The organism is Streptomyces sp. SLBN-8D4 (assembly GCF_049739545.1).
In the GTDB taxonomy this organism is placed as follows: Bacteria; Actinomycetota; Actinomycetes; order Streptomycetales; family Streptomycetaceae; genus Streptomyces; species Streptomyces canus_C.
The window spans coordinates 3,112,911-3,137,056 of record NZ_JBMGQC010000001.1 but is presented as its reverse complement, the minus strand read 5'-3'; the positions used below and the strand labels follow the sequence as shown (position 1 = coordinate 3,137,056).

Below are 24,146 nucleotides of genomic sequence, written 5' to 3'. Positions count from 1 at the left end.
GGTCGAGCGTGACGGGCGATGTGGCGGCGGGGCCCGGACCGGGACGCTGATGCCATGTCCGTCATCGAAGTCAGCGAACTGCGCAAGTCCTACGGCGGCCGACCCGTCGTCGACGGTGTCTCCTTCGCCGTCGAGGAGGGCGAGATCTTCGGAATCCTCGGCCCCAACGGCGCCGGCAAGACCACCACCGTCGAGTGCGTCGAGGGGCTGCGGGTCCCGGACGCGGGCCGGGTCCGGGTCACCGGCCTCGATCCCGTCGCCGACCACGCGCACGTGGCCCGGGTCCTCGGCGCCCAGCTCCAGGAGAGCGAACTCCAGGCCAAGCTCACCGTCCGCGAGGCGCTGGAGCTCTACTCGACGTTCTACGAGCAACCCCTCGACTGGCGGCCGCTCGCCGAGCGCCTCGGGCTCACCCAGAAGCTCACCACCCGGTTCGGCAAGCTCTCGGGCGGCCAGAAACAGCGCCTGTTCATCGCGCTCGCCCTCGTCGGCAACCCCCGGGTCGTCGTCCTGGACGAGCTCACCACCGGCCTCGATCCGCGCGCCCGCCGCGACACCTGGGAGCTCATCGAGGACGTCCGCGCGGGCGGCGTCACCGTCCTGCTCGTCACCCACTTCATGGAGGAGGCGCAGCGGCTCTGCGACCGGATCGCCGTCATCGACAAGGGCCGCATCGCCGCCCTGGACACCCCGGCCGGGCTCATCCAGCGTTCGGCGGGCGCCACCGTCATCAGCTTCACGCCGTCCGCCCCGCTCGACGCGCACGAGCTGAACCAGCTGCCCGCCCTCGCCTCGATCGAGGACCGGGAAGGCCGCCTCACCCTGTCCGGCACCGACGAGACCGTGAACGCCGTGATCACCCTGCTGGCCCGCCGGCACGTCACCGCCCACCAGCTCCGCGTCGTCGACGCCACCCTCGACGACGCGTTCCTCGACCTGACCCAGGAGGCCTCGGCATGAACACCGCCGTACTGCGGACCGAGCTCCGCCTCTTCCGCCGCGAACCCGGCGCCCTGTTCTGGATCCTGCTGTTCCCGACCCTGCTCCTGGTGATCCTCGGCTCGATCCCGTCCTTCCGGAACCACGACGCCGACCTCGGCGGCCTGCGGACCATCGACGTCTACGTCCCCGTGGCCGTGCTGCTCGGCATGATCGTCAGCGGCCTCCAGTCCATGCCGCAGACTCTCACCGGCTACCGCGAACGCGGCATCCTGCGCCGCATGTCCACCACCCCGGTCCGCCCCACCGCCCTGCTCACCGCGCAGATGACCGTCTACGGCGGCGCCGCCCTGGCGTCCGCGCTGCTCGCCCTCCTCGTCGGCCGGTTCGCCTTCGCCGTACGACTGCCCGAACAGCCCCTCGGCTACCTGCTGGCGCTGGTCCTGGCCGTGCTCGCCGCCCTCGCGCTCGGCGCGGTGGTCTGCGCGCTGTCCCGGACCACGAAGATCGCCGGTGCCATCGGGTCCGCCGTGTTCTTCCCGGCGATGTTCTGCGCGGGGGTGTGGGCGCCGGTGCAGACCATGCCGGACGTCCTCGCCCGGATCGTCGGGTACACGCCGTTCGGCGCGGCCGCCGAGGCCCTCAACCGGGCCGCGTCCGGCGACTGGCCGGGCTGGACCCACCTGGGCGTACTCGTCGCCTGGACGGTGCTGCTCACGGCCGCGGCGTCGCGCTGGTTCCGGTGGGAGTAGGCGGTACACCGTGCAGACTGGGGAGATGACCGCGGCGGACTCGCAGATCGACCGGCGCCTGGAACAGCTGCACGTCTGGGGGCCGTTCGCGCTGCTCGGCGTCGGCGCCGTCCTCGCGGTCGCCTCCGCGGACCTGATGGACGGCCCCGCCGAGTGGTACACCGCCGGGGCCCTGGTCGGCGCCGCGCTCGTGCTCCAGGTGTGGTGGCACGGCACCCGGCACCACCGCGCCCACCGCGGCCGCAGCCCCTCCCGGGCCGGGACGGCGTACTACGCGATCCGCTGGGCGATCGCCTTCGTCCTCACCTGGATCAACCCGTTCTTCGCGTTCTACGCCGCCGCCGGCTACATGGACGCCGACGAGCTGATCCCGGGCAGGTGGCGTCGCCTCGGACTGTTCGCGACCGTGGTCATCGTGGCGGGCGCGCAGGTCGGCGGGCTGCCGGTGCGGACCACGGGCCAGTGGCTCGGTTTCGCCGGGCTCATGGTCGTCAACTACGCCCTCCAGGCGTTCGTCGCCCACATCACCGAGCAGGAGGAGCAGCGCTCCCGGGACCGCGCCTCGACCATCGAGGCCCTCCAGCAGGCGCTCGACGAGAACGCCGCCCTGCACGCCCAACTCCTCGTCCAGGCAAGGGAAGCGGGCGTCGCCGACGAGCGCCGGCGGCTCGCCGCCGAGATCCACGACACCCTCGCCCAGGGCCTGACCGGGATCATCGCCCAGCTCCAGGTCGTCGTGAACACACCCGACGAGAACCAGGCCCGCGAGCACGTCCACCGGGCCATGGACCTGGCCCGTCACAGCCTGGGCGAGGCGCGCCGCTCGGTGCACAACCTGGCCCCGGTCGCCCTGGACGACGCCGGACTTCCCGAAGCCCTGAAGCAGACGGTCACCGACTGGGGCGAACGCACCGGCGTGCGCGCCGAGTTCACGGTCACCGGCATCGCCGAGCAGCTCCACGACGAGATCGCGGCCACCCTCCTGCGCATCGCCCAGGAAGCCCTCTCCAACGCCTCCCGGCACGCCCGGGCGTGCCGCCTCGGCGTCACTCTGACCTTCCTGGACGAGGAGGTCATCCTCGACATCCGCGACGACGGCGTCGGCTTCGACCCGCTCGCCCTGCCGCCCCGCACCCGCGCCGGCGGCTTCGGGCTCGACGGCATGCGGGCCCGCGCCGAACGCATCGCGGGCTCCCTGACCGTCGAGTCCGAACCGGGCCACGGCACCGCGCTGTCGGCTCGCGTACCGTTGGTCCGCCATGACCAGTGACATCTCGGTGCTGATCGTCGACGACCATCCCGTCGTACGGGACGGTCTGCGCGGCATGTTCGCGTCCGCGCCCGGATTCGCCGTCCTCGGCGAGGCGTCCAACGGCGTCGAGGCGGTCGAGCGGGCCGCGGCGCTCGACCCCGACGTGATCCTGATGGACCTGCGGATGCCGGGCGGGGGCGGGGTGGACGCCATCCGGGAGCTGACCCGCGCCCGGGCCCGGGCGAAGGTCCTCGTCCTGACCACGTACGACACCGACTCCGACACGCTTCCCGCCATCGAGGCGGGAGCCACCGGCTACCTCCTCAAGGACGCCCCGCGCGACGAGCTGTTCACCGCCGTGCGGGCCGCGGCGGAGGGCCGTACCGTCCTCTCCCCGGCCGTCGCCTCCCGCCTGGTCTCCGCGGTCCGCACTCCCGGGGCTCCCGGCAACGAGACCCTCTCCGCCCGCGAGCGCGAGGTGCTGGCCCTGGTCGCCAAGGGCACGTCCAACCGCGAGATCGCCCGCGAGCTGTTCATCAGCGAGGCGACCGTGAAGACCCATCTCACCCACCTGTACGCCAAGTTGGGCGCCAAGGACCGCGCGGCGGCGGTCGCGACGGCGTACGAGCGGGGGATCCTCGGCTAGCCGGGGTACGGCAGCAGTCCGGCGGCGGTCCGCTCCCAGGAGGCCTTCAGCTCGGCGAGCAGGTCCGGCTCGTCGGGCGCCAGGTCGGCCTGTTCGCGCAGGTCGGCGCCGAGGTCGTAGAGGTGGTCCTTGCCGGCCGCGTCCTGGTAGTACTTCCACTTCCCGCGCCGCAGGGCCCGGTTGGCCCGCACCCGCCAGAACAGGTCCCGCTCCGGCAGCCGTTCGCCCCGCAGCAGGTACCCGGCCAGGCTCGTGCCGTCCAGCGGGTAGGCCGGATCGGGTCGCGCACCGGCCACCTCCAGGAAGGTCGCCGTCCAGTCGGGGGAGAAGTTCGGCTCGTGGCTCACCTGGCCGCCGTCGATCCGGTGCCGCCAGCGCACGATCGTCGGGACGCGGATGCCGCCCTCCTGGAGCACGAACTTCTCGCCGCTGAGCGGCCACAGGTACGACCAGCGCTCGCCGCCGTTGTCGCTGGCGAAGTACACCAGCGTGTGCTCTTCCTGCCCGGAGCGGCGCAGGGCCGCGAGCACCTCGCCGACGGCCGCGTCCAGGCTCTGCACCATCTCCGTGTACTTGGCGACCGAACCGCCGTCGTAGTGGTTGAGCGCGCTGCTGACCTCGGCCTGCGACGTGGCGGCCCGGATCCGCGCGGCGATCTCCGCGCCGGTCTCCTCGTCGCCCTCCGCCAGCCACGGCCAGTGCGGGGTGGTGAAGTTGAGGTTGAGCAGCCACGGCCTGTCGTGGTCGCGGCTCACGTACTCCACGGCCCGCTCGGTGAGGACGGTCGTGTAGTAGCGCAGGTCCTGGTACTCGGCGTCGCCCTCGTAGAGGTCGTGGTCACCGAGCTGGCCGAGCTTGGAGAAGTACTCAAGGACGCCCCCGTGGTTGCCGAAGAACTCGTCCCAGCCGGACTTGGTGGGGCTGTGGTCGGGGAGCCAGCCGCAGTGCCACTTGCCGATGAGGGCGGTGGAGTAGCCGGCCTTCCCCAGCAGCGAGGCGAGGGTCGGGTGGTTCGGGTCGAGCCCCTGCGTCCGGTTGGCGACCGGTTCGGCGAGGCCGCCCTTCGTACGGCCCGGATACCGCCCGGTGTACAGGCTGAACCGTGTCGGCGAGCAGGTCGCGGACCCCGAGTACGCGTCGGTGAACCGCACGCCCTGCCGGGCCAGCCGGTCCAGGTTCGGCGTTTTGATGTGCGGGGCGCCGTACGAGGACAGGTCGGCCCAGCCGAGGTCGTCGCCGAGGATGACCAGGAGGTTGGGGCGTCTGCCGGAGGGGCCCTTGGCCCGGGCCCTGAAGGGACGTTCGGCGGGAGCTTGAGCGGCTTCGGCGGCGGTCGTCGTGGCGGCGACGGCGGTCACGGCACCGCCGCCGACGAGACCACCGAAGGCACGGCGGGAGATCTCGGGCATGTGAGCGAGTCTGGTCAGCCGGTCGGCGCCCTGGCCAGCGATCACCTGCGCTGTTCACGGGACTGCAATCTCACCCCGCCACCCGCAGCAGCAGCACCGCCCGCGCCGGCACCGTGATCGACGCCCCGGCCCGGTGCACCACCCCCGGCGCCTCGCTCTGTTCCTCCCTCGACGTGTCGACGACCACCTCGTACCGCTCGGCCCACGGCGGCCCCGGCAGCAGGAAGCTCGCCGGCCGGTCCCCGGCGTGCAGGACGGCGAGGAAGCTGTCGTCGACGATGGGCGCGCCGCGTTCGTCCCGGCCGGGGATGTCCCGCCCCGACAGATACATGCCGAGCGAGGCGGCCGGCGCGTACCAGTCCCGTTCCGTCATCTCCGTTCCCTGGGCCGTGAACCAGGCCAGGTCCCGCAGCCCGTCCGCCGAGTGCGCCCGCCCCGAGAAGAACGCCCGGCGCCTGAGTACCGGATGCCGGTGACGCAGGTCGATCAGGCGGGCGGTGAGGTCGAACAGGGCCTTCCAGCCGGGGTCCTCCAGCAGCCCCCAGTCCACCCAGCTGATCTCGTTGTCCTGGCAGTAGGCGTTGTTGTTGCCGCGCTGGGTGCGGCCCAGTTCGTCGCCCGCGACCAGCATCGGCACACCCGTCGACAGCAGCAGCGTGGTGAGCAGGTTCCGCAACTGCCGTCGCCTGAGGGCCCGTACGCGCTCGTCGTCCGTCTCCCCCTCCGTCCCGCAGTTCCACGCCCGGTTGTCGTCCGTGCCGTCCCGGTTGCCCTCGCCGTTCGCCTCGTTGTGCTTCCTCTCGTACGACACCAGGTCGCGCAGGGTGAAACCGTCGTGCGCGGTGATGAAGTTGACCGAGGCGTACGGGCGCCGCCCGCCCCACGCGTACAGGTCGCTGGAGCCGGAGAGGCGGTAGCCGAGGTCCCGCACGTCCGGCAGGGCGCCCCGCCAGAAGTCGCGCACGGCGTTGCGATAGCGGTCGTTCCACTCCGTCCACAGGGGCGGGAAGGCGCCCACCTGGTAGCCCCCGGAGCCCACGTCCCAGGGCTCGGCGATCAGCTTCACCCGCCTGAGCACCGGGTCCTGGGCGATGACCGCGAGAAACGGGGACAGCATGTCGACGTCGTGCATGGAACGGGCCAGCGCGGCGGCCAGGTCGAAGCGGAAGCCGTCCACGCCCATCTCCGTCACCCAGTAGCGCAGGGAGTCGGTGATCAGCCGCAGGACGTGCGGCTGGACCACGTGCAGGGTGTTGCCGCAGCCCGTGTAGTCCGCGTAGCGCCGGGCGTCCGACTGCAGCCTGTAGTACCCGCGGTTGTCGATGCCCTTGAGCGACAGCGTGGGGCCCAGCTCGCCCGCTTCCGCCGTGTGGTTGTAGACCACGTCGAGGATGACCTCGATCCCGGCGGCGTGCAGCGCGCGCACCATGCGCTTGAACTCGCCGACCTGCCGGCCCGTCGTACCGGAGGCGGCGTAGGCCGCGTGCGGCGCGAAGTAGCCGATGGAGTTGTAGCCCCAGTAGTTCTTCAGACCGCGCCGCAGCAGATGGTCCTCGTGCGCGAACTGGTGGACGGGGAGCAGCTCCACGGCCGTGACACCCAGCTTCACGAGGTGCTCGATCGCTGCGGGGTGCGCCAAACCCGCGTACGTCCCGCGCAGTTCCTCGGGGATGCCGGGGTGCAGCGCGGTGAACCCCCGCACATGGACCTCGTAGATCACCGAGTCCGCCCAGGGCGTCTTCGGCCTCCGGTCCTCCATCCATTCGTCGTCGGTGGCGTCATCGTGGACGACCACGCCCTTCGGGACGTACGGCGCCGAGTCGCGGTCGTCCCGTACGGTGTCCGCGACCTGCTGCTGGGGCCAGTCGCGGACATGGCCGTACACCTCGGGCGGCAGGCTGAAGTCGCCGTCGACCGCGCGGGCGTACGGGTCAAGGAGCAGCTTCGCCGGGTTCCAGCGGCCGCCGGTCCACGGGTCCCAGCGGCCGTGCACCCGGAAGCCGTAGCGCCGACCGGGCATGACGCCGGGTACGAAGCCGTGCCAGATCTCGTGCGTGAGTTCGGTGAGCCGGGCCCGGGTCTCCTTGCCGTCCGCGTCGAACAGACACAGCTCGACCGCCTCGGCACCGCCCGCCCACAGGGCGAAGTTGGTCCCCGCCACCCCGTCCGGGCCGACCCGGAACCGGGCGCCCAGGGGCGTCGGCGCACCGGGCCACACCGGCACGGCCGGTACCGCCCGCCGCTCGCCGTTCACCAGCGCGGCGGGGCGCTCCTCGGCGGCTTCCGTCACCGCCTCCTGCTCGGCTGCGCTGGACACCGTTCGGCCTCCCACGGCTCGTGGAGCGAGGTGGAAAAGAGCGCACGGCGTCCCGTCCGCGGCACCCTCTCACGTCGTTCTCCCCACTGTTCTGCCCACCGCTTGCCTCGCACTCACGTTTCACCGCGCTTGCTTGGGCGGGGCGCCCGGGAATCTGCCAGGTCAGCTCGCCGAGGAGGTGCACGCGCCGGCGGCCGGCGACCTCACGTTTCCCCTGGGTGGGCCCGGTCGTTGGGGTTGCCGTGACGCACGTACATGGGCGCGCTCGGCGCGTGGCGGCCGTTCTGGCCGCCGTAGTGACATGGGCAGGACTGCTGGCCGGAGCCGTCGGCTGTACCGCGGACGGAGGCGGCGGGATCGAGGGCGTCGGCGGGTTCGGGAAGCCTCCCGCGCCCGAGGACGTCATCCGGGTCGCCCCCGACGACGGCACCAAGGGCGTGCCGCCCGAGGAGAAACTCCGGGTCCGGGTGCCCGGCGGGCGCCTGGAGTCGGTCACCGTCGTCAAGTCCCAGGACGCGCAGGACTTCCCGGTGCCCGGGCACATCTCCGACGACGGCCTGCGCTGGGAACCCGACGAGGCACAGCTGGCGCTGGCCGCCGAGTACACGGTCGACGCGGTCGCGCTCGACGCCCACGGCCGCCGCTCGGCCCGGCACACCACCTTCACCACCTACGTCCCCGAGGAACGCTTCATCGGGTACGTCAGCCCCGAGAACCGCTCCACCGTCGGCACCGGAATGATCGTCTCCCTGGAGTTCAACCGGGAGATCGAGGACCGCGCCGCCGTCGAACGCGCCGTACACGTCACCGCGAAGCCGCCCGTAGAGATCCGTCCGCACTGGTTCGGCAAGGGCCGCCTCGACTTCCGCCCCGAGCAGTACTGGACGCCGGGCACCCGCGTGACCGTCGCCCTCCGGCTCCGCGACGTGGAAGGCGCGCCCGGCGTCTACGGCCTCCAGTACCGGACCTTCTCCTTCACCGTAGGCCGCAGCCAGGTCTCCCTCGTCGACGCGGCCGCGCACACGATGCAGGTCAGACGGGACGGCGCGCTGCTCGCCACCGTGCCGATCACCGCCGGCGCCCCGAAGACGACCACCTACAACGGCAAGATGGTCGTCACCGAGATGCTCGAAGTGACCCGGATGAACAGCCGCACGGTCGGCTTCGGCGGCGAGTACGACATCCCGGACGTCCCGCACGCCCTGCGGCTGACCGACTCCGGCACCTTCCTGCACGGCAACTACTGGTCGCCCACCGCCCCCGGCAGGGTCAATGTCAGCCACGGCTGTGTGGGCCTCAGGGACGTGAAGGGGGGCAGCTCGGACACGCCCGCCGGCTGGTTCTTCGACCGCAGCCTCGTCGGGGATGTCGTCGAGGTCGTCCACAGCAATGACAAAAAGGTCGCTCCCGACAATGGCCTCGGGGGATGGAATATGGGTTGGAAGGAGTGGAAGGCGGGCAGTGCGGTGAAGTAGCCCGACAGGGGGGCGGCTTGGCCCAACTCTCCGTTGAAGTTGGGACGGAATGGTGACCTTGGACTTACACGATGCTCAAAAGTCTGCGGTTAATATTCGCCAACGCGTGCGGATCACGTGCGGGGGAGTGGGCCTGACCAGGCCCTTCGAGGGGAGAAGGACTTGAACGTGCGACCGATATCGGGGGCGTCGGTTGACGCGCGGAGGCGCGGGGCCAGAGGACTTCTGGCGTTGATACTCGGAGCTCTGCTGCTGGCCGTCACCGCCTGCGGCGGGGGAAATTCCGGTTCCGGTTCCGGTGACGCCAAGGCGGAGAAGGGCGACTCGTCCGCCACCGAGACCAAGCAGTCCGAGGCGGTCGTCTCCATCAGCCCGAAGGACGGGGCGAAGTCCGTCGACACCAGCGGTGCCCTCAAGGTCGGCGCGACCAAGGGCAAGTTGACCGAGGTCCAGGTCAAGGACGCCAAGGGCACCGCGATATCCGGGAAGATAGCCGCGGACGGCGCCTCATGGACGCCGTCCACCCACCTCGCCTCCGGCACCAAGTACTCGGTGCACGCGGTCGCGAAGGACGCCGAGGGCCGTACGGCCGCCGAGGACTCCAGCTTCACCACCCTGACCCCGAAGAACACCTTCATCGGTACCTTCACGCCCGAGGACGGCTCGACGGTCGGCGTCGGAATGCCGTTCTCCATCCGCTTCACCCGGGGCATCACCAGCCCCGAGGACGTCGAGAAGGCCATCACGGTCAAGACCACGCCGGCCGTCGACGTCGAGAGCCACTGGTTCGGCAACGACCGCCTGGACTTCCGTCCCGAGCAGTACTGGAAGGAAGGCACCAAGGTCACCGTCGACCTCAACCTGAACGGGGTCGAGGGCCGCGACGGCGTCTACGGCAAGCAGAACAAGACCGTCTCCTTCACCGTCGGCCGCAACCAGGTCTCCGTCGTGGACGCCAAGAAGCACACGATGAAGATCACCCAGGACGGCAGGACCATCAAGACCCTCAAGGTCACCACCGGCAAGCCCGGTTACGACACCTGGAACGGCCAGATGGTCATCAGCGAGAAGCTCGCGGTGACCCGGATGAACGGCGAAACGGTCGGCTACGGCGGCGAGTACGACATCAAGGACGTCCCGCACGCCGCCCGCCTCACCGACTCCGGCACCTTCATCCACGGCAACTACTGGGGCGGCGACGCCTTCGGCAACTACAACGCCAGCCACGGCTGCGTGGGCCTGCGCGACGTCAAGGGCGGTTACGACGGCGGGGTACCGGCCGCCTGGTTCTTCAACCACTCGATGATCGGCGACGTGGTCGTGGTCAAGAACTCCGACGACGCGACGGTCGCCCCGGAGAACGGCCTCAACGGCTGGAACATGTCGTGGGAGAAGTGGAAGGCGTAGTACTTACGGCGACCAGCGGCCCCGGTGTCACGGGACACGACACCGGGGCCGCTGTCGTCGGTGGCGGTGCCGCGTCTGCCGAATACGAGTCACGGCACCCTCCCGCTCGCGGGCAACCCTCGGACCCTCGGCCGGGTGTGGATGAGCGCTCCCCGCCGCGTCCCGGTTGGCTCCTGCGTTGTGCCCGGCCAGGGGGCAGCCCTGGGCCCTCGGTTGGGTGTGGAGGGCCGTTCCCCGCCACGTCCCGTTAGCTCCCGTGCTGCGTCGGGTCGGGGGCAGCCCTCGGGCCCATGGTCCGGTGGGGGCGACCGTTCCCCGCCACGCGCGGTCAGCTCCCGTGCTGCGTCGGAGCCGGGGGCAGCCTTCGGGTCCCGGCCGGGTGTGAGCGACCGCACCCCGCCACGTCCGGTTAGCCCCCGTTAACCTGCTGGCATGACCGTGAATCTCGAAGTCGTCGAAGGTGTCGGCACCATCCGTCTCGACCGCCCGCCCATGAACGCGCTGGACGTGGCCACCCAGGACCGGCTCAAGGAGCTCGCCGAGGAGGCGAGCCGGCGCGAGGACGTGCGCGCCGTGATCGTGTACGGCGGGGAGAAGGTGTTCGCGGCCGGCGCGGACATCAAGGAGATGCAGGCCATGGACCACACCGCGATGGTCCTGCGCGCCCGCGCCCTCCAGGACTCGTTCACGGCCGTGGCCCGCATCCCCAAGCCGGTCGTCGCGGCCGTCACCGGATACGCCCTGGGCGGCGGCTGCGAGCTCGCGCTGTGCGCGGACTTCAGGATCGCCGCGGAGAACGCCAAGCTGGGGCAGCCCGAGATCCTGCTCGGTCTGATCCCCGGCGCGGGCGGCACCCAGCGCCTCGCCCGGCTGGTCGGCCCGTCCAAGGCGAAGGACCTGATCTTCACCGGCCGTATGGTCAAGGCCGACGAGGCGCTGACGCTCGGCCTCGTGGACCGGGTCGTACCCGCCGACGAGGTGTACGCCGCGGCGCACGCCTGGGCGGCGAAGCTCGCGCAGGGACCGGCGATCGCGCTGCGCGCCGCGAAGGAGTCGATCGACACGGGTCTGGAGACCGACATCGAGACGGGGCTCGCGGTGGAACGCAACTGGTTCGCGGGCCTGTTCGCCACGGAGGACCGCGAGCGGGGCATGAAGAGCTTCGTCGAGGAGGGCCCCGGCAAGGCGAAATTCCTCTGAAACGCTTGCAATTGACACGATGTCTGATCCGGGTCCCTCGATGGGGCGGATTATGGGAGCCTTAACGCACCCTTAAGTCTGCCTTGTCGAGGGAGTCCGTCGATTGCCTCCCAGTGAGCCTCCGCCGCAGGTCAGAAGGGCTGTCGAGGACACCGAAGTGCCTTTGGCATATGCCGATCGGCCCCTTCAGGGCGGCGCATTCCGGGGGGCGTATTCGTCAGGAACGGCCCCGGAGAACGCTGTGGGCGGCCATGATGGGGGCATGGCGGGGCTGGAGGGTTTCGAACAGCCGCGGGGAGACAACCGTCTGACGGCGGCACGCTGGTCTCCGGCGGTCGAGGACGAGCACGCACTGAAGGCGCTCGAACTGTTCGGAAACCCCACCGAGGCGGAGGTCCCGCTGCCGTCCCGCCCGGAGTCCGCGGCGACCGCGCGGCGCCTGACCCAGGTGATCGTTCTTCGGCACTGGGGGCTCACCCCGAAGATGACCGAGGACGCGGTCTTACTCGTGTCCGAACTCGTCGGCAACGCGGTGCGGCACACGGGGGCGCGCGTGTTCGGCCTGCGGATGCGGCGCCGGCGGGGGTGGATCCGGATAGAGGTCCGTGACCCCTCGCGCGGACTGCCCTGTCTGATGCCGGTGCAGGAGACGGATGTCAGCGGGCGGGGACTGTTCCTCGTGGACAAGCTGTCCGACCGCTGGGGCGTCGATCTGCTGCCGCGCGGCAAGACGACGTGGTTCGAGATGCGGGTGGTCGACAGGTAGCCGGTGGGTCGTTCAGCGGCATTCACCCACATAACGCCTTAAATGGGGCGGGTGACCGCTACCGAACGTCGAGCCGTGCTGCTCGCCACCGCCGGGCTGGCGTTGGCCGCCGGATGTGCGACGAGGAACGCCGTCGCCCCTCCCGTGCACGCCTCCAGCAGGGCTCCGGTCCCGCCCGCCCTGCCCGCCCAGCTCGCCCACGGCCCCCGCGACCGTCCCCGGGTCGCCCTCACCTTCCACGGCGGCGGCGACCCCGCCACCGCCCGCGCCCTGCTCACCGAGGCCGAGAAGCACGGGGCGCGCGTCACCGTGCTGGCCGTCGGGACCTGGCTCGACGCGCACCCCGACCTCGCCCGCCGGATCCGCGACGGCGGCCACGACCTCGGCAACCACACCCTCCGCCACCTCGACATCAACGCGATGTCCGAGGCCGAGGCCAGAGCGGAGATCGCCGGGTGCGCGGAGCGCCTGAAGCGGCTCACGGGGTCGGTGGGGTCCTGGTTCCGCCCCTCCCGTACGCCCACCGCCTCCCCCCTCGTGACGCGGCTGGCCCAGGAGGCCGGCTACCCCCACGTCCTCTCCTACGACGTCGACTCCCTCGACTTCACCTCGCCCGGCGCCGCCGCCGTCGCCCGCAAGGTCCTCGCCGAGATCCGCGAAGGATCCGTGGTGAGCCTGCACTTCGGGTACGACGACACGGTCGCCGCCCTCCCCGTCGTACTGGAAGAACTCGACCGGCGCGGCCTGGCCGCGGTGACCACCACGGAGTTGTTCAGCTGATGTCTCCCACCCCACTGCAGCGCACCCTCGTGAAGAGCACCCTGATCGCGGGCGCCGCGTTCGTCGCCCTCGCCGCCTGCGGCACCGGGGCCAAGGACGGGGCGGACCAGGCCCGTGGCACCAAGGCGGCCGTCCCGGCCCCGGCGAAGCCGGTGAAACCGGTGAAGGCACAGGTCCACGGGCTGCCCGGGATGCCACCCGTGCTGGACCCGCGGGACGTCTACGCCGCCGACCGCCCGAACAAGCTGTCACCGGTGGTCAAGGACTTCCCCTCGCGGGTCTACGTGCCCAACACCGAGTCCGACACCGTCTCCGTGATCGACCCGAAGACGTACGAGATCATCGACACGATCCGGGTCGGGCGGCAGCCCCAGCACGTCGTGCCCTCCTGGGACATGAAGACCCTCTGGGTCAACAACGACCGCGGGAACACCCTGACCCCGATCGACCCGAGCACCGGGAGGGCGGGCAAGTCCGTCGAGGTGCACGACCCGTACAACCTCTACTTCACGCCGAACGGCAGATACGCTGTCGTGATGGCCTCCCTCGACCGTGAACTCGTCTTCCGCGACCCGCACACCATGGAGCGGAGGAAGACCGTTCCGGTCGGCTGCTACGGCGTCAACCACGCCGACTTCTCCCTGGACGGGAGGTACTTCATCGTGTCCTGCGAGTTCAGCGGAGAGCTGCTGAAGGTCGACACCGAGAAGATGAAGGTGATCGGGCAGCAGAAGCTCCCCTTCGCCGGGGCCATGCCGCAGGACGTCAAGGTCTCGCCGGACGGGAAGCGGTTCTACGTCGCGGACATGATGGCCGACGGGATGTGGGTCCTGGACGGCGACACCTTCGGCAAGCCGACGCTGCTGCCCACCGGCAAGGGCGCGCACGGCCTCTACATCAGCCGCGACTCCCGCGAGATGTACGTCTCCAACCGCGGCGAAGGGACCGTCTCCGTCTTCGACTTCGCCGAGAACAGGCTCACCAAGAAGTGGCGCCTGCCCGGCGGCGGCAGCCCCGACATGGGCGGCGTGTCCGCCGACGGCAAGGTCCTGTGGCTGTCCGGCCGCTACAACGCCGAGGTCTACGCCATCGACACCCGCACCGGCGCCCAGCTCGCCCGCGTCAAGGTCGGCAGCGGACCGCACGGGCTCGCGGTGTACCCCCAGCCGGGGCGGTACTCACTCGGCCACACCGGCATCTTCCGCTGAGCCGTCGACGACCCGCGGGGCCGGGGCCAGCAGCACCGCTTCCGCGCCCACCGAACGGTATCCGGCCGCCTGGAACGCCCGCATGCTGCGGGCGTTCCCCGGCGAGACCTGGGCCCACAGCGGCTCCGCGACCAGATGCCGGGCCGCGGCCACCAGAGCCCGCCCCAGCCCCCGGTGCCGTACGTCCTCGTCCACCTCGACCGAGACCTCCAGGCGGCCGCCGACGCCCCGCCCCGTCACCAGCACCCCGCCCTCCGCGGTCCAGGCGCGAACGTCATCGCGCCGTCTGCGGGCGTACGCGATGCGGGGATGGTTCGCGTCCTCGATCTCCCGCAGCGCGAGCGGCGGTCCGCCCGGGAGCGGGTCGCCGACCAGCATCGCGTCGACGGTCTCCGACCTGCGCCCGGTCCGGTCCAGGAAGGCGGTCAGGAACCGCGGGTTCAGGGTCGCGGCCAACGGGTCGCAGTCCAGGCCGCGCAAGGTGGCGTGGACCCACTCGGGGTCCTCGTCGGTGAACACGACCGAGTGCGCCGTGAAGGACAGCACTCCCGCGTCCCGGTGACACGCCTGCGGTACGACCGTCGTGCCGCCGTCCGAGGGCGGGAACACCCCGCGGGCCGCCGCGTCGAGAATGTCCCGCAAGGTCTCCATCACACCGCTCCCCGAGTCCGCGCCCTTTGGAAGGCCCACCGTCGCAGACATGATCGAGCACGGCACGCCGTTTCCCCGGTGGGCGCCGCACCGGAGGCCGGGCCGGGCCGCTAATCTGACCTGCGGCAGCAAGCCAGCAGGACACGACAAAGGCAAGAAAAGGGGCGGACCGGTGGCGCACATCGACATCGAGGAAGCACGCAAGCAGTTCGAGCGGATCGATGCGGACGGTGACGGCACCATCACCGCCGCCGAGTTCAAGTCCGCCCTGGCCCAGGGCGGCGACTGGAACGTGACCGAGTCGGTCGCCGCGGCGATCATCAAGAGCCGCGACCTGAACGGCGACAAGCTCCTGTCGTTCGACGAGTTCTGGGCCTTCCTGAACAAGTAGGGCCGACGCGGAAGGGGGCGCCCTCGAAGGGCGCCCCCTTCGTCATGCCCGGCCCCGGCTCCGCAGCCTGACCGTCCAGCGGCCGTCGTGGCGCTCCAGAACCAGCGGCAGGTCGAAGCACTTGCCGACCTGGTCCCCGGTGAGCACCCGCGATGCCGGGCCCTGCGCGAGGACCCGGCCCTCGCGCAGCAGCATCGCGTGGGTGGTGCCGGGCGGGAGTTCCTCCAGATGGTGGGTGACCAGGACCGTCGCCAGCGTCGGATGCCCGCGGCGCAGGGTGTCCAGAGCTTCGATCAGCTGCTCGCGGCCCGGCAGGTCGAGCCCGGTCGCCGGTTCGTCGAGCAGCAGGAGCCGCGGCTGCGGCATCAGCGCGCGGGCGATGAGCGTACGGCCGCGCTGCCCGTGCGAGAGGGTCGGCCAGCGGGCGTCGGCGAGGTCGCCGAGGCCGAGGGTGCCGATGAGCCGGCCGGCCCTGTCCCGCTGTTCCTGCGTCGGCCGCCAACGGGGGAGCGGGGCCACGGAGTTGGTCAGCCCGGTCAGGACCACCTCCCGGACCCGCAGAGGTGCGGTGAGCGGATGACGTGGGTCGACATGACCGACCTGGGCACGCAGCTCCCGCAGATCGACCCGGCCGAGCCGGCGCCCCAGTACCTCGACCGTGCCGCGGGTGGGGTGCACCAGGGCGCCCAGCAGGCTGAGCAGCGTGGACTTGCCCGCGCCGTTGGCGCCCAGCAGCGCCCAGTGCTCGCCCGCCCGGACGGTCAGCGAGACCTCCTGGAGGATCGGTCTGCCGTCCCGGACGACGTGCACGTCCTCGGCGCGCAGGACCTCCCTCACCGCAGCGCCCGGTTCGTCGCGGACAGCACGGCCCGGACGGCGGCGGCCGGGCCCACACCGGCGCCCCAGGCCGTCGTACGGCCGTTGACGCGGCACTCGGCGTAGGCCGCCGTGCCGTCCTCGGTGAAGTCGACCACCTCGACGGCGTACCCGGCACCGGCGAGCGCGTCCACGAAGGCCGACAGCGCACTGCCGCCCGTGCCCTCGTGGTCGCCGACGCGGTCGTCGCACTCCAGGGTGCCGACGAAGCGGTGGACGCCGGGCGCCTCCTCGTACGCCGTCGCGTCGTGCAGCCGGACCTCGCCCTCCGTGAGATAGCGGGCCCGGAACAGCTCGTACAGCTCCTTCGGGCTCATCTCCCGGCCGCTCGTGTCGGTGGCGTCCTGGACGGCCCGGGAGAAGTCGGGGCGCATGCGAGGCGGCAGGTCGAGGCCGTGGCACGTGCGCAGCAGATACGCCGCCCCGCCCTTGCCCGACTGGGAGTTGACGCGGATGACCGCCTCGTAGGTGCGCCCGATGTCGGCCGGGTCGATCGGCAGGTACGGGACCTGCCAGGGCTCGTCCGGGTGGTCGTCCCGGTGGGCGAGCCCCTTGCTGATGGCGTCCTGGTGGGTGCCGGAGAAGGCGGTGTGGACCAGGTCGCCGGCGTACGGGTGGCGGGGGTGCACCGGCAGCCGGTTGCAGTGCTCGACGGTCGCCTTCACCGCGTCGATGTCGCCGAAGTCGACCATGGGGTCCACCCCCTGGGCGTACAGGTTCATCGCGAGGGTCACCAGGTCGACGTTGCCGGTGCGCTCGCCGTTGCCGAACAGACAGCCCTCCACCCGCTGGGCGCCGGCCAGCACGGCGAGTTCGGCGCAGGCGACGCCGGTGCCGCGGTCGTTGTGCGGGTGGACGGAGAGGATCACGCTGTCGCGGCGGGCCAGATGGCGGTGGACGTACTCGATCTGGTCGGCGTAGACGTTCGGGGTGGCGATCTCGACGGTGGCGGGCAGGTTGTGGGTGACGGGGCGGTCCGGGCTCGCGTCCCACAGTTCCGTCAGCCCGTCGCACAGCTCCAGGACGAAGTCCGGCTCGGTGAGGTTGAAGGTCTCGGGGGAGAACTGGAAGCGGACGGCGGTGCCGTGGAGCCGGTCGGCCCGCCGTGCCATGTGCGCGGCCGCCTCCCGCACCGTCCGCCACACCTGCTTACGGTCCCGGCCGAGGACCACGTCCCGCCACACCGGTGAGGTCGCGATGTACAGGTGGACGACGGCACGCGGCAGGCCCGCGATCGCCTCGAAGGTCCGGTCGATCAGGTCGGGGCGGGCCGGGGTGAAGACGACGGGAGTGACGTCGTCGGGGACGGCGCCGCCGGTCACCAGGTGCCGTACGAAGTCGAAGTCGGTGCGGCTCGCGGAGGGATAGCCGACCTCGATCTCCTTGAAGCCGGTGCGCACCAGCAGCTCGAAGAAGCGGCTCTTGCGGGCGGTGTCCATCGGCTCGGCGAGGGCCTGGTTGCCGTCGCGCAGGTCGACGGGGACCCAGAGGGGGGCGCGCTCGATGCGGGCGCAGGGCCAGGCGCGGTCGGTGACGGGGACGTGGACGCGGTCCTGGAAGGGGAGGTAGCGGTGGAACGGCATGGGGCTGGGGCGCTGGGGATTCCAGACGGAGGTCACGGGGTGTCCTTCGGCTCGGTCGCTCGACGGAGACCGGCAGCACGGCGCCCCGCGGCGGGGTGCCGGTCGCGTCAGGCCCCGCCGCGGCAGCCGAGAAGAAGGAGACCGCGGAAGATCACGGACGGTAGGCTAGCCACTCCTCAGGTCCTCAGACAAGTGAGAATTGACGGAGTCCCCGTTTTTCGCCCCGCACGAGTTGGTGAACCAGAGATGCCGCTAGGCCCCGTCCGTCCCAGCCCCCTGGTCGAACAGGCCGCCGAGCGGCTGCGCGCGCAGATCACCGCCGGGCACTGGCCAGTCGGGGCGAAACTGCCCGGCGAGACGACGCTGGCGAAGGAACTCGGCGTCGGCCGCTCCACGGTCCGCGAGGCGCTGCGGGCGCTGGCCGGGGCGGGGCTGGTGCGGCCGCGCCAGGGCGCGGGGGTCTTCGTCACCGCGACGGAGGCGGTGGCGGACTGGCCCACGCGGCTGCGCAGGGCCGCGGTCACGGACGTCTACGAGGTCCGCATGGCGGTGGAGGTCCACGCGGCCCGCCTCGCCGCGCGCCGCCGTACCCCCGAGGACGTGGCAGCCATGGAACGCGCGCTGGAGGGCCGGCGGGTCGCCTCCACGTCCTCCGACGCGGACTTCGTCGACGCGGACATCACCTTCCACGCGGCGGTGGTCGCGGCCGCGCACAACCCCGTACTCGCCGACCTGTTCGGGGAGTTCACCCCGGTCCTGCGCGAGGGCCTGGTCGAGTTGCTGGCCCTGACAGGCCTGCGCGACGACGACCCCAACACCGCGGACGAGGCCCACGCGGCACTGGTCCGCGCGGTGGCGGACGGGGACGCGGAGGGGGGCGGCGGAGATCCTGCGGGCGGAGCTGGAGGATCCGTTCGCGGGCTAGACGATGTCCGCTAGACGATGTCCAGCGGCTGGTGCGGCCCCTCGGGCAGCTCGACCCCCACGGCATCCCCGGCCCGCACCACGCCCCCTCTGACCACGACACTCATGATCCCGGACCGGAACGGCGCCCGGCCGTCCTCACTCCGGCCCACGACCTGCTTCATCAGCCCCTTCTGGAACCCGTCGATCTGCGCGCACGGATTCCGCAGCCCGGTCACCTCGACGACGGCCTCGCCGCCCAGGTGCAGCAGGGTCCCCGTCGGCAGCCCCAGCAGATCGACGCCACGCGTCGTCACGTTCTCCCCGAGCTCCCCGGCCGCCACCTCGAAGCCGGCCCGGTGCACCTCATCGAACAGTTCCTCGTGCATGAGGTGCACCTGCCGGAGGTTCGGCTGCGAGGGGTCCTTCCTCATCCGGAACCGGTGCTTGACCGTCGCCCCGCCGTGAACATCCCCTTCCACCCCGAACCCGGCGAGCAGGGTGATGCTCTCCCGGTTCGGCTTCGTGAAGGAGTACGTCCCGTTGCTGCTGACCGCAGTGATCTTCCCGCCCATGTGGCAAGCCTACGGGCGGGGTGCGGGTCAGGCGTCGGTCGCCCACTCGCGCAGGGCCGCCTTGCTCGCGAAGTCGGCGACGTTCTTGTCCACCGGGTCGTCGGTGTACTGGTGGAAACGCCACTTCGCCTTGATGCGGGGCTTGCCGGCGGTGACGTAGTCGGCGATCCAGAGCCCGTCGCCGGCGTACGAGGTGGTGTCGACGTTCAGCCAGTAGTGCCGGTTCGTGTAGAGGACGACCCGGTTGTTGGGGCGGAGCTGCCGCACCTTGCGGATGAAGGAGTCCTTCTCCGCGTTGCTCGCGTGGGTGCCGTCGCCGGTGGTCTCCCAGTCGACCGCGAGGATGTCGCCGCCCTTCTCGGGGGCGTGTTTGACGAAGTACTCGGCCTGCGCGGTGAGGTTGCCGGGCCACAGGAAGTGGTAGAAGCCGACGATCAGCCCGGCGTCGCGGGCGTGCTTGGTCTGCGCCGAGAGCTTCGGGTTGGTGTAGGAGCGGCCCTCCGTCGCCTTGATGAAGGCGAAGGAGAGCCCTTCGGTGCTGAAGGCGGAGGACTGGTAGGCGCTGACATCGATGCCGCGGAGCATGTGGGGGCTCCCTGAAGTGAGGTGGGGGAACGGGAGTTGATGATGCCCCACATGCCCGCCGGGAGAACCTCGCCCACAAGGAGCCCCGAACCCGGGCAGCACGTCCGCCTGCTCCGACCTCGACCTCCGTGGGAACGGCGGGCGGAATGCGGAGACACGCCGTACAGGTCTGTCATGCCCGAGGTGCAGGGGTTCTGTTGAGAGTTCATTGACTTAAGGGGGTGCTCAGGATTTGATCGCCCGGCGGTGAACGGCAGTGAAGGAACTGTGATCGCGGGAACCTGGCGGATGTTCCTTCCCTCGGCGAGAGGTGTGCACCAGCCATGCGGAGAGTCGGGTTCGTTCTCGTGCGCTCGGACTCCGAGGACTGGCAGGACACCGCGGCCTTCGCCGTCGCCTATCTCGCGGGCGCCCCGGTGGTCGCCGAATTCACCGAGACCGAGCAGTGCTTGCTTGGCTGTGGCGAGAACCTCGTGGGCTGCTCGTCATTGTTCACCGACGGCGCCTGGGTCTGGCGCGGTGACCTCAGGCATTACGTGGGACGCCATGGCGTGACGCTGCCACCGGAATTCGTCGAGCGGATGCGCGAGTTCGACGGGGAGCCGCCTGCCGGTGCCGTCGACGGGTCGGTGGCGCGTCTGGCCCTGCAGACGGCGTGGCAGGTCGCCTGAGGACGCATTGTCGCTGGTGAGGGTGGGGCCGACGAAGTGACGGGCTCAAGAACGGAACGCCGTTCCACCGGAACCGAGACCCTGCTGGACGTACTGCTGCGCTGGACAGGGATCCGGCGCCGCACCTCCGTGCAGGACATCGCCGACTTCGACGGTGGTCAGCCGCTGCGGGTCGTCGGATTCCCGCGGAGCCTCGCGCGACTGAGGCAGGGCTGTCTGCGGCCCGCCCTGAGTGAGCCTTCGCTCTGGAAAGAAGCGCTCCGGGCGGTACGAACGCGTCACGGTCTCGGGCACGTACGACCTCGCGGTGCCGAAGAAGGACGGCGAACTGGTACGGCACAAGCTCGGCGGCGGGGTGGGACCGACCGGATGAGCGACGGCTGGGTCCTGCCTGTACCTCCCCTCTCACGCTCGCCCAGAGCGGGCTGACTCCCTGAGGAAACCATCTGGCCGACCGAACGCGACCACCGCGGCCGACGGGATATTCAACGTGACCTTCCTGCCCACCGCCGACTACCCGGGCGCGATCGACGTGACGACGCCCCAGCAGTACGTGCGGACCACTGAGGCGCCCGTCCGCGTCACGGCGAGGGCCCGCCCCCTCAGCACTCGATGATGTTCACCGCGAGGCCGCCCCGGGCCGTCTCCTTGTACTTCACGCTCATGTCCGCCCCGGTGTCCTTCATCGTCTTGATGACCTTGTCCAGGGACACCATGTGCGAGCCGTCCCCGCGCAGCGCCATCTTCGCCGCCGTGACCGCCTTCACCGCGGCCATGCCGTTGCGCTCGATGCAGGGGATCTGGACCAGGCCGCCGACCGGGTCGCAGGTCAGGCCCAGGTTGTGCTCCATGCCGATCTCCGCGGCGTTCTCGACCTGTTCGGGGCTGCCGCCCAGCACCTCCGCCAGTGCGCCCGCCGCCATCGAGCAGGCCGAGCCGACCTCGCCCTGGCAGCCGACCTCGGCGCCGGAGATGGAGGCGTTCTCCTTGAAGAGCATGCCGATGGCGCCGGCCGCGAGGAGGAAGCGGACCACGCCGTCCTCGTCCGCGCCGGGAACGAAGTTCATGTAGTAGTGCAGGACCGCGGGGATGATGCCGGCCGCGCCGTTCGTCGGGGCCGTCACCACCCGGCCGCCGGCCGCGTTCTCCTCGTTGACCGCCATCGCGTACAGCGTGATCCACTCCATGGAGTGGGCCAACGCGTCGCCCTCCGCCCGCAGTTGACGTGCCGTCATGGCGGCGCGGCGGCGCACCCGCAGGCCGCCCGGCAGGATGCCCTCCTGGGACATGCCCCGGGACACACAGGACTGCATCACGCGCCAGATCTCCAGCAGCCCGGCCCGGATCTCGTCCTCGGTGCGCCAGGCGCGCTCGTTCTCCAGCATGAGGGAGGAGATCGACAGGCCGGTCTCCTTGGTCAGGCGCAGCAGCTCGTCACCCGTGCGGAAGGGGTACTTGAGCACCGTGTCGTCGAGCTTGATGCGGTCCTCGCCGACCGCGTCCTCGTCCACGACGAAGCCGCCGCCGACCGAGTAGTACGTCTTGGACAGCAGTTCCGCGCCCGAGGCGTCGTACGCCCACACCGTCATGCCGTTCGCGTGGTACGGCAGTGCCTTGCGGCGGTGCAGGACCAGGTCGTCGTCGAAGGAGAACGGGATCTCGCGTTCGCCGAGCAGCTTCAGCACGCCCGCGGCCTTGATCTCCGCCACCCGGTCGTCCGCGTTCGCCACGTCCACCGTGCGCGGGGACGCCCCCTCCAGGCCGAGCAGCACCGCCTTCGGGGTGCCGTGGCCGTGGCCGGTCGCGCCCAGGGAGCCGTAGAGCTCGCAGCGGACCGAGGCGACGGCCGGCAGCAGGTCCTCGTTGCGCAGACGGCGGGCGAACATGCGGGCCGCGCGCATCGGGCCGACCGTGTGGGAGCTCGACGGGCCGATGCCGATCGAGAACAGGTCGAAGACCGAGATGGCCACGGGAACTCCTTCACAAAAGGTGGGGGCACACGTCGTCGGGTGCCCCCACCGCGGAACTACTTGTTCAGACCGGCGTACAGCGGGTGCTTGTCGGCGAGGGCCTTGACCCGAGCCTTCAGGCCTTCCACGTCGTACGACGGCTTCAGTGCCGCAGCGATCACGTCCGCGACCTCGGCGAAGTCCTCGGCCGTGAAGCCGCGGGTGGCCAGGGCGGGCGTGCCGATCCGCAGGCCCGACGTCACCATCGGCGGGCGCGGGTCGTTCGGCACGGCGTTGCGGTTGACCGTGATGCCGACCTCGTGGAGACGGTCCTCGGCCTGCCTGCCGTCCAGCTCGGACTCGCGCAGGTCGACGAGGATGAGGTGCACGTCGGTGCCGCCGGAGAGCACGTTGACCCCGGCCTCCCGGGCGTCATCGGCCGTCAGACGCTCGGCGAGGATGCGCGCACCGTCCACCGTACGCCGCTGGCGCTCCTTGAACTCCTCGGAGGCGGCGACCTTGAAGGACACCGCCTTCGCCGCGATCACGTGCTCCAGGGGACCGCCCTGGAAGCCCGGGAACACGGAGGAGTTCAGCTTCTTCGCGAACTCCTGCTTGGCGAGGATGATCCCGCCGCGCGGTCCGCCCAGCGTCTTGTGGGTGGTGGAGGTGACCACGTCCGCGTGCTCGACGGGGTTCGGGTGCAGCCCCGCGGCCACCAGGCCGGCGAAGTGCGCCATGTCGACCCACAGGTACGCCTCGACCTCGTCGGCGATCCGGCGGAACTCCGCGAAGTCCAGCTGCCGCGGGTAGGCGGACCAGCCCGCGATGATCACCTTCGGGCGGTGCTCCTTGGCGAGCTTCTCCAGTTCGGGCATGTCGACCAGACCGGTCTCCGGGTCCACGTGGTACGCGACCACGTCGAACTGCTTGCCGGAGAAGTTCAGCCGCATCCCGTGGGTCAGGTGACCGCCGTGGGCGAGGTCGAGACCGAGGATGGTGTCGCCCGGCTGGGCCAGCGCGAACAGGGCGGCCTGGTTCGCGGAGGCACCGGAGTGGGGCTGCACGTTGGCGTACTCGGCGCCAAAGAGCTCCTTGACCCGGTCGATCGCGATCTGCTCGGCCACGTCGACGTGCTCGCAGCCGCCGTAGTAGCGGCGGCCCGGGTAGCCCTCGGCGTACTTGTTGGTGAGGACCGAGCCCTGGGCCTCCATGACCGCGAGCGGAGCGAAGTTCTCCGAGGCGATCATCTCGAGGGTGGACTGCTGACGGTCCAGCTCGGCGTCGACCGCGGCGGCGATCTCCGGGTCGAGCTCGTGCAGGGGCGTGTTCAGTGCGGACATCGGGTGCGGACTCCTCAGCCGGCGGAAAAGGCGGTGTACTCGTCGGCGGAGAGCAGGTCGGCCGGCTCCTCGGCGACGCGCACCTTGAACAGCCAGCCGCCCTCGAAGGGGGCGGAGTTCACCAGTGCGGGGTCGCTGACGACGTCCTCGTTGACCTCGGTGACCTCACCGGAGACGGGGGAGTACAGGTCGGAGACCGACTTGGTCGACTCCAGCTCGCCGCAGGTCTCGCCCGCGGTCACCGTGTCACCGACCTCCGGGAGCTGTACGAAGACGACATCGCCGAGCGCGTTGGCCGCGTGCTCCGTGATGCCGACCGTCGAGACGCCGTCCTCGGCGCCCGACAGCCACTCGTGCTCCTTGCTGTAGCGCAGCTGCTGGGGGTTGCTCATGGCCTGAATTCTCCTGTACGCGGGGGAGTGCTGGTGAAGGGGGGACTGCGGAGGGCGTGCGTGAGCAGCGACTCTG

At 71.0% G+C, this 24,146-nt stretch carries 24 protein-coding genes and 1 pseudogene; 15 read left to right on the top strand and 10 right to left on the bottom strand.

Annotated features, from left to right (window positions below; translation table 11 throughout):
* Positions 1 to 54 precede the first annotated feature (54 nt).
* Genes RKD20_RS13715 through RKD20_RS13700 form a run of 4 tightly spaced genes read left to right on the top strand, consistent with a single transcriptional unit; the run spans position 55 to position 3,589 of the window.
* Entirely contained in the window at positions 55 to 960 is a 906-nt protein-coding gene (locus RKD20_RS13715) for an ABC transporter ATP-binding protein (protein ID WP_424877981.1), read from the top strand.
* Positions 957 to 1,691: an ABC transporter permease gene (locus RKD20_RS13710; RefSeq protein ID WP_424877980.1), complete on the top strand. Its 735-nt coding sequence runs from the start codon at positions 957 to 959 to the stop codon at positions 1,689 to 1,691. Before RKD20_RS13715 ends, RKD20_RS13710 begins: the two co-directional genes overlap by 4 nt.
* Before the next feature lie 25 nt (positions 1,692 to 1,716).
* Positions 1,717 to 2,961 (top strand): sensor histidine kinase, encoded by a 1,245-nt coding sequence (locus RKD20_RS13705; protein ID WP_424877979.1) that lies wholly within the window; start codon positions 1,717 to 1,719, stop codon positions 2,959 to 2,961.
* On the top strand, positions 2,951 to 3,589 hold the full coding sequence (locus RKD20_RS13700) for a response regulator (RefSeq protein WP_424877978.1): 639 nt from the start codon (positions 2,951 to 2,953) through the stop codon (positions 3,587 to 3,589). The genes RKD20_RS13705 and RKD20_RS13700 overlap by 11 nt, the downstream gene beginning before the upstream one ends.
* On the opposite strand, the gene RKD20_RS13695 is transcribed toward RKD20_RS13700, so the two are convergent.
* Positions 3,586 to 4,998 carry a sulfatase family protein gene (locus tag RKD20_RS13695; RefSeq protein WP_424877977.1) on the bottom strand — a complete coding sequence of 471 codons (1,413 nt, stop codon included), beginning with the start codon at positions 4,996 to 4,998 and terminating at the stop codon, positions 3,586 to 3,588. The two genes, RKD20_RS13700 and RKD20_RS13695, sit on opposite strands and share 4 nt — an antisense overlap.
* Positions 4,999 to 5,068: 70 nt before the next feature.
* The gene (gene glgX / locus RKD20_RS13690; RefSeq protein WP_424877976.1) at positions 5,069 to 7,315 is read right to left on the bottom strand and encodes a glycogen debranching protein GlgX; all 2,247 of its coding nucleotides are present in this window, start codon (positions 7,313 to 7,315) and stop codon (positions 5,069 to 5,071) included.
* A gap of 242 nt (positions 7,316 to 7,557) precedes the next feature.
* Between glgX and RKD20_RS13685 the strand changes: the two genes are divergently transcribed.
* The 6 genes from RKD20_RS13685 to RKD20_RS13660 all read left to right on the top strand — a co-directional run bounded on the left by RKD20_RS13685 (position 7,558) and on the right by RKD20_RS13660 (position 14,151).
* Positions 7,558 to 8,790 carry an Ig-like domain-containing protein gene (locus RKD20_RS13685; RefSeq protein ID WP_424877975.1) on the top strand — a complete coding sequence of 411 codons (1,233 nt, stop codon included), beginning with the start codon at positions 7,558 to 7,560 and terminating at the stop codon, positions 8,788 to 8,790.
* 162 nt (positions 8,791 to 8,952) lie between these two features.
* Positions 8,953 to 10,197: a L,D-transpeptidase gene (locus RKD20_RS13680; RefSeq protein WP_424877974.1), complete on the top strand. Its 1,245-nt coding sequence runs from the start codon at positions 8,953 to 8,955 to the stop codon at positions 10,195 to 10,197.
* A 432-nt stretch (positions 10,198 to 10,629) separates the two neighbouring features.
* Positions 10,630 to 11,397: an enoyl-CoA hydratase/isomerase family protein gene (locus RKD20_RS13675; RefSeq protein WP_424877973.1), complete on the top strand. Its 768-nt coding sequence runs from the start codon at positions 10,630 to 10,632 to the stop codon at positions 11,395 to 11,397.
* A 157-nt stretch (positions 11,398 to 11,554) separates the two neighbouring features.
* On the top strand, positions 11,555 to 12,163 hold the full coding sequence (locus RKD20_RS13670) for an ATP-binding protein (RefSeq protein WP_424877972.1): 609 nt from the start codon (positions 11,555 to 11,557) through the stop codon (positions 12,161 to 12,163).
* 42 nt (positions 12,164 to 12,205) lie between these two features.
* Entirely contained in the window at positions 12,206 to 12,943 is a 738-nt protein-coding gene (locus tag RKD20_RS13665) for a polysaccharide deacetylase family protein (RefSeq protein ID WP_424877971.1), read from the top strand.
* Positions 12,943 to 14,151 (top strand): hypothetical protein, encoded by a 1,209-nt coding sequence (locus RKD20_RS13660; RefSeq protein WP_424877970.1) that lies wholly within the window; start codon positions 12,943 to 12,945, stop codon positions 14,149 to 14,151. Before RKD20_RS13665 ends, RKD20_RS13660 begins: the two co-directional genes overlap by 1 nt.
* On the opposite strand, the gene RKD20_RS13655 is transcribed toward RKD20_RS13660, so the two are convergent.
* Entirely contained in the window at positions 14,122 to 14,802 is a 681-nt protein-coding gene (locus tag RKD20_RS13655; protein WP_424877969.1) for an N-acetyltransferase family protein, read from the bottom strand. The genes RKD20_RS13660 and RKD20_RS13655 overlap by 30 nt on opposite strands.
* 172 nt (positions 14,803 to 14,974) lie before the next feature.
* Between RKD20_RS13655 and RKD20_RS13650 the strand changes: the two genes are divergently transcribed.
* Entirely contained in the window at positions 14,975 to 15,193 is a 219-nt protein-coding gene (locus RKD20_RS13650; RefSeq protein ID WP_356102901.1) for an EF-hand domain-containing protein, read from the top strand.
* 42 nt (positions 15,194 to 15,235) lie between these two features.
* Here the strand turns inward: RKD20_RS13650 and RKD20_RS13645 are convergent, their stop codons facing one another.
* Both RKD20_RS13645 and RKD20_RS13640 read right to left on the bottom strand, forming a co-directional pair.
* Positions 15,236 to 16,030, bottom strand: coding sequence for an ABC transporter ATP-binding protein (locus tag RKD20_RS13645; protein ID WP_424877968.1), 795 nt, complete (start codon positions 16,028 to 16,030; stop codon positions 15,236 to 15,238).
* Positions 16,027 to 17,652: a 2-isopropylmalate synthase gene (locus tag RKD20_RS13640; RefSeq protein ID WP_424883209.1), complete on the bottom strand. Its 1,626-nt coding sequence runs from the start codon at positions 17,650 to 17,652 to the stop codon at positions 16,027 to 16,029. The genes RKD20_RS13645 and RKD20_RS13640 overlap by 4 nt, the downstream gene beginning before the upstream one ends.
* 246 nt (positions 17,653 to 17,898) lie before the next feature.
* Here RKD20_RS13640 and RKD20_RS13635 point away from each other — a divergent pair.
* A pseudogene (locus RKD20_RS13635) lies at positions 17,899 to 18,577 on the top strand (FadR/GntR family transcriptional regulator).
* Between the two features lie 10 nt (positions 18,578 to 18,587).
* Here RKD20_RS13635 and RKD20_RS13630 read toward each other — a convergent pair.
* Together RKD20_RS13630 and RKD20_RS13625 are read right to left on the bottom strand one after the other, a co-directional pair.
* Positions 18,588 to 19,130, bottom strand: coding sequence for an MOSC domain-containing protein (locus RKD20_RS13630; protein ID WP_424877967.1), 543 nt, complete (start codon positions 19,128 to 19,130; stop codon positions 18,588 to 18,590).
* A 27-nt stretch (positions 19,131 to 19,157) separates the two neighbouring features.
* A complete protein-coding gene (locus RKD20_RS13625; protein ID WP_424877966.1) occupies positions 19,158 to 19,715 on the bottom strand; it encodes a glycoside hydrolase family 25 protein in 558 nt (185 codons plus the stop codon).
* A 323-nt stretch (positions 19,716 to 20,038) separates the two neighbouring features.
* Between RKD20_RS13625 and RKD20_RS13620 the strand changes: the two genes are divergently transcribed.
* From RKD20_RS13620 to RKD20_RS13610, 3 genes are all read left to right on the top strand, one after another.
* Positions 20,039 to 20,386, top strand: coding sequence for a hypothetical protein (locus RKD20_RS13620; protein WP_424877965.1), 348 nt, complete (start codon positions 20,039 to 20,041; stop codon positions 20,384 to 20,386).
* A 232-nt stretch (positions 20,387 to 20,618) separates the two neighbouring features.
* Positions 20,619 to 20,759: a hypothetical protein gene (locus tag RKD20_RS13615; RefSeq protein WP_424877964.1), complete on the top strand. Its 141-nt coding sequence runs from the start codon at positions 20,619 to 20,621 to the stop codon at positions 20,757 to 20,759.
* A gap of 117 nt (positions 20,760 to 20,876) precedes the next feature.
* A complete protein-coding gene (locus tag RKD20_RS13610) occupies positions 20,877 to 21,002 on the top strand; it encodes a hypothetical protein (RefSeq protein ID WP_424877963.1) in 126 nt (41 codons plus the stop codon).
* On the opposite strand, the gene RKD20_RS13605 is transcribed toward RKD20_RS13610, so the two are convergent.
* From RKD20_RS13605 to gcvH, 3 genes are read right to left on the bottom strand one after another with little or no spacing between them, the layout of a single operon-like run.
* Positions 20,989 to 22,356: an L-serine ammonia-lyase gene (locus RKD20_RS13605; RefSeq protein WP_424877962.1), complete on the bottom strand. Its 1,368-nt coding sequence runs from the start codon at positions 22,354 to 22,356 to the stop codon at positions 20,989 to 20,991. The two genes, RKD20_RS13610 and RKD20_RS13605, sit on opposite strands and share 14 nt — an antisense overlap.
* A 56-nt stretch (positions 22,357 to 22,412) precedes the next feature.
* Positions 22,413 to 23,678, bottom strand: coding sequence for a serine hydroxymethyltransferase (gene glyA, locus RKD20_RS13600; protein WP_424877961.1), 1,266 nt, complete (start codon positions 23,676 to 23,678; stop codon positions 22,413 to 22,415).
* 14 nt (positions 23,679 to 23,692) lie between these two features.
* Positions 23,693 to 24,070 (bottom strand): glycine cleavage system protein GcvH, encoded by a 378-nt coding sequence (gcvH, locus tag RKD20_RS13595; RefSeq protein WP_007384830.1) that lies wholly within the window; start codon positions 24,068 to 24,070, stop codon positions 23,693 to 23,695.
* Between the last annotated feature and the right edge of the window lie 76 nt (positions 24,071 to 24,146).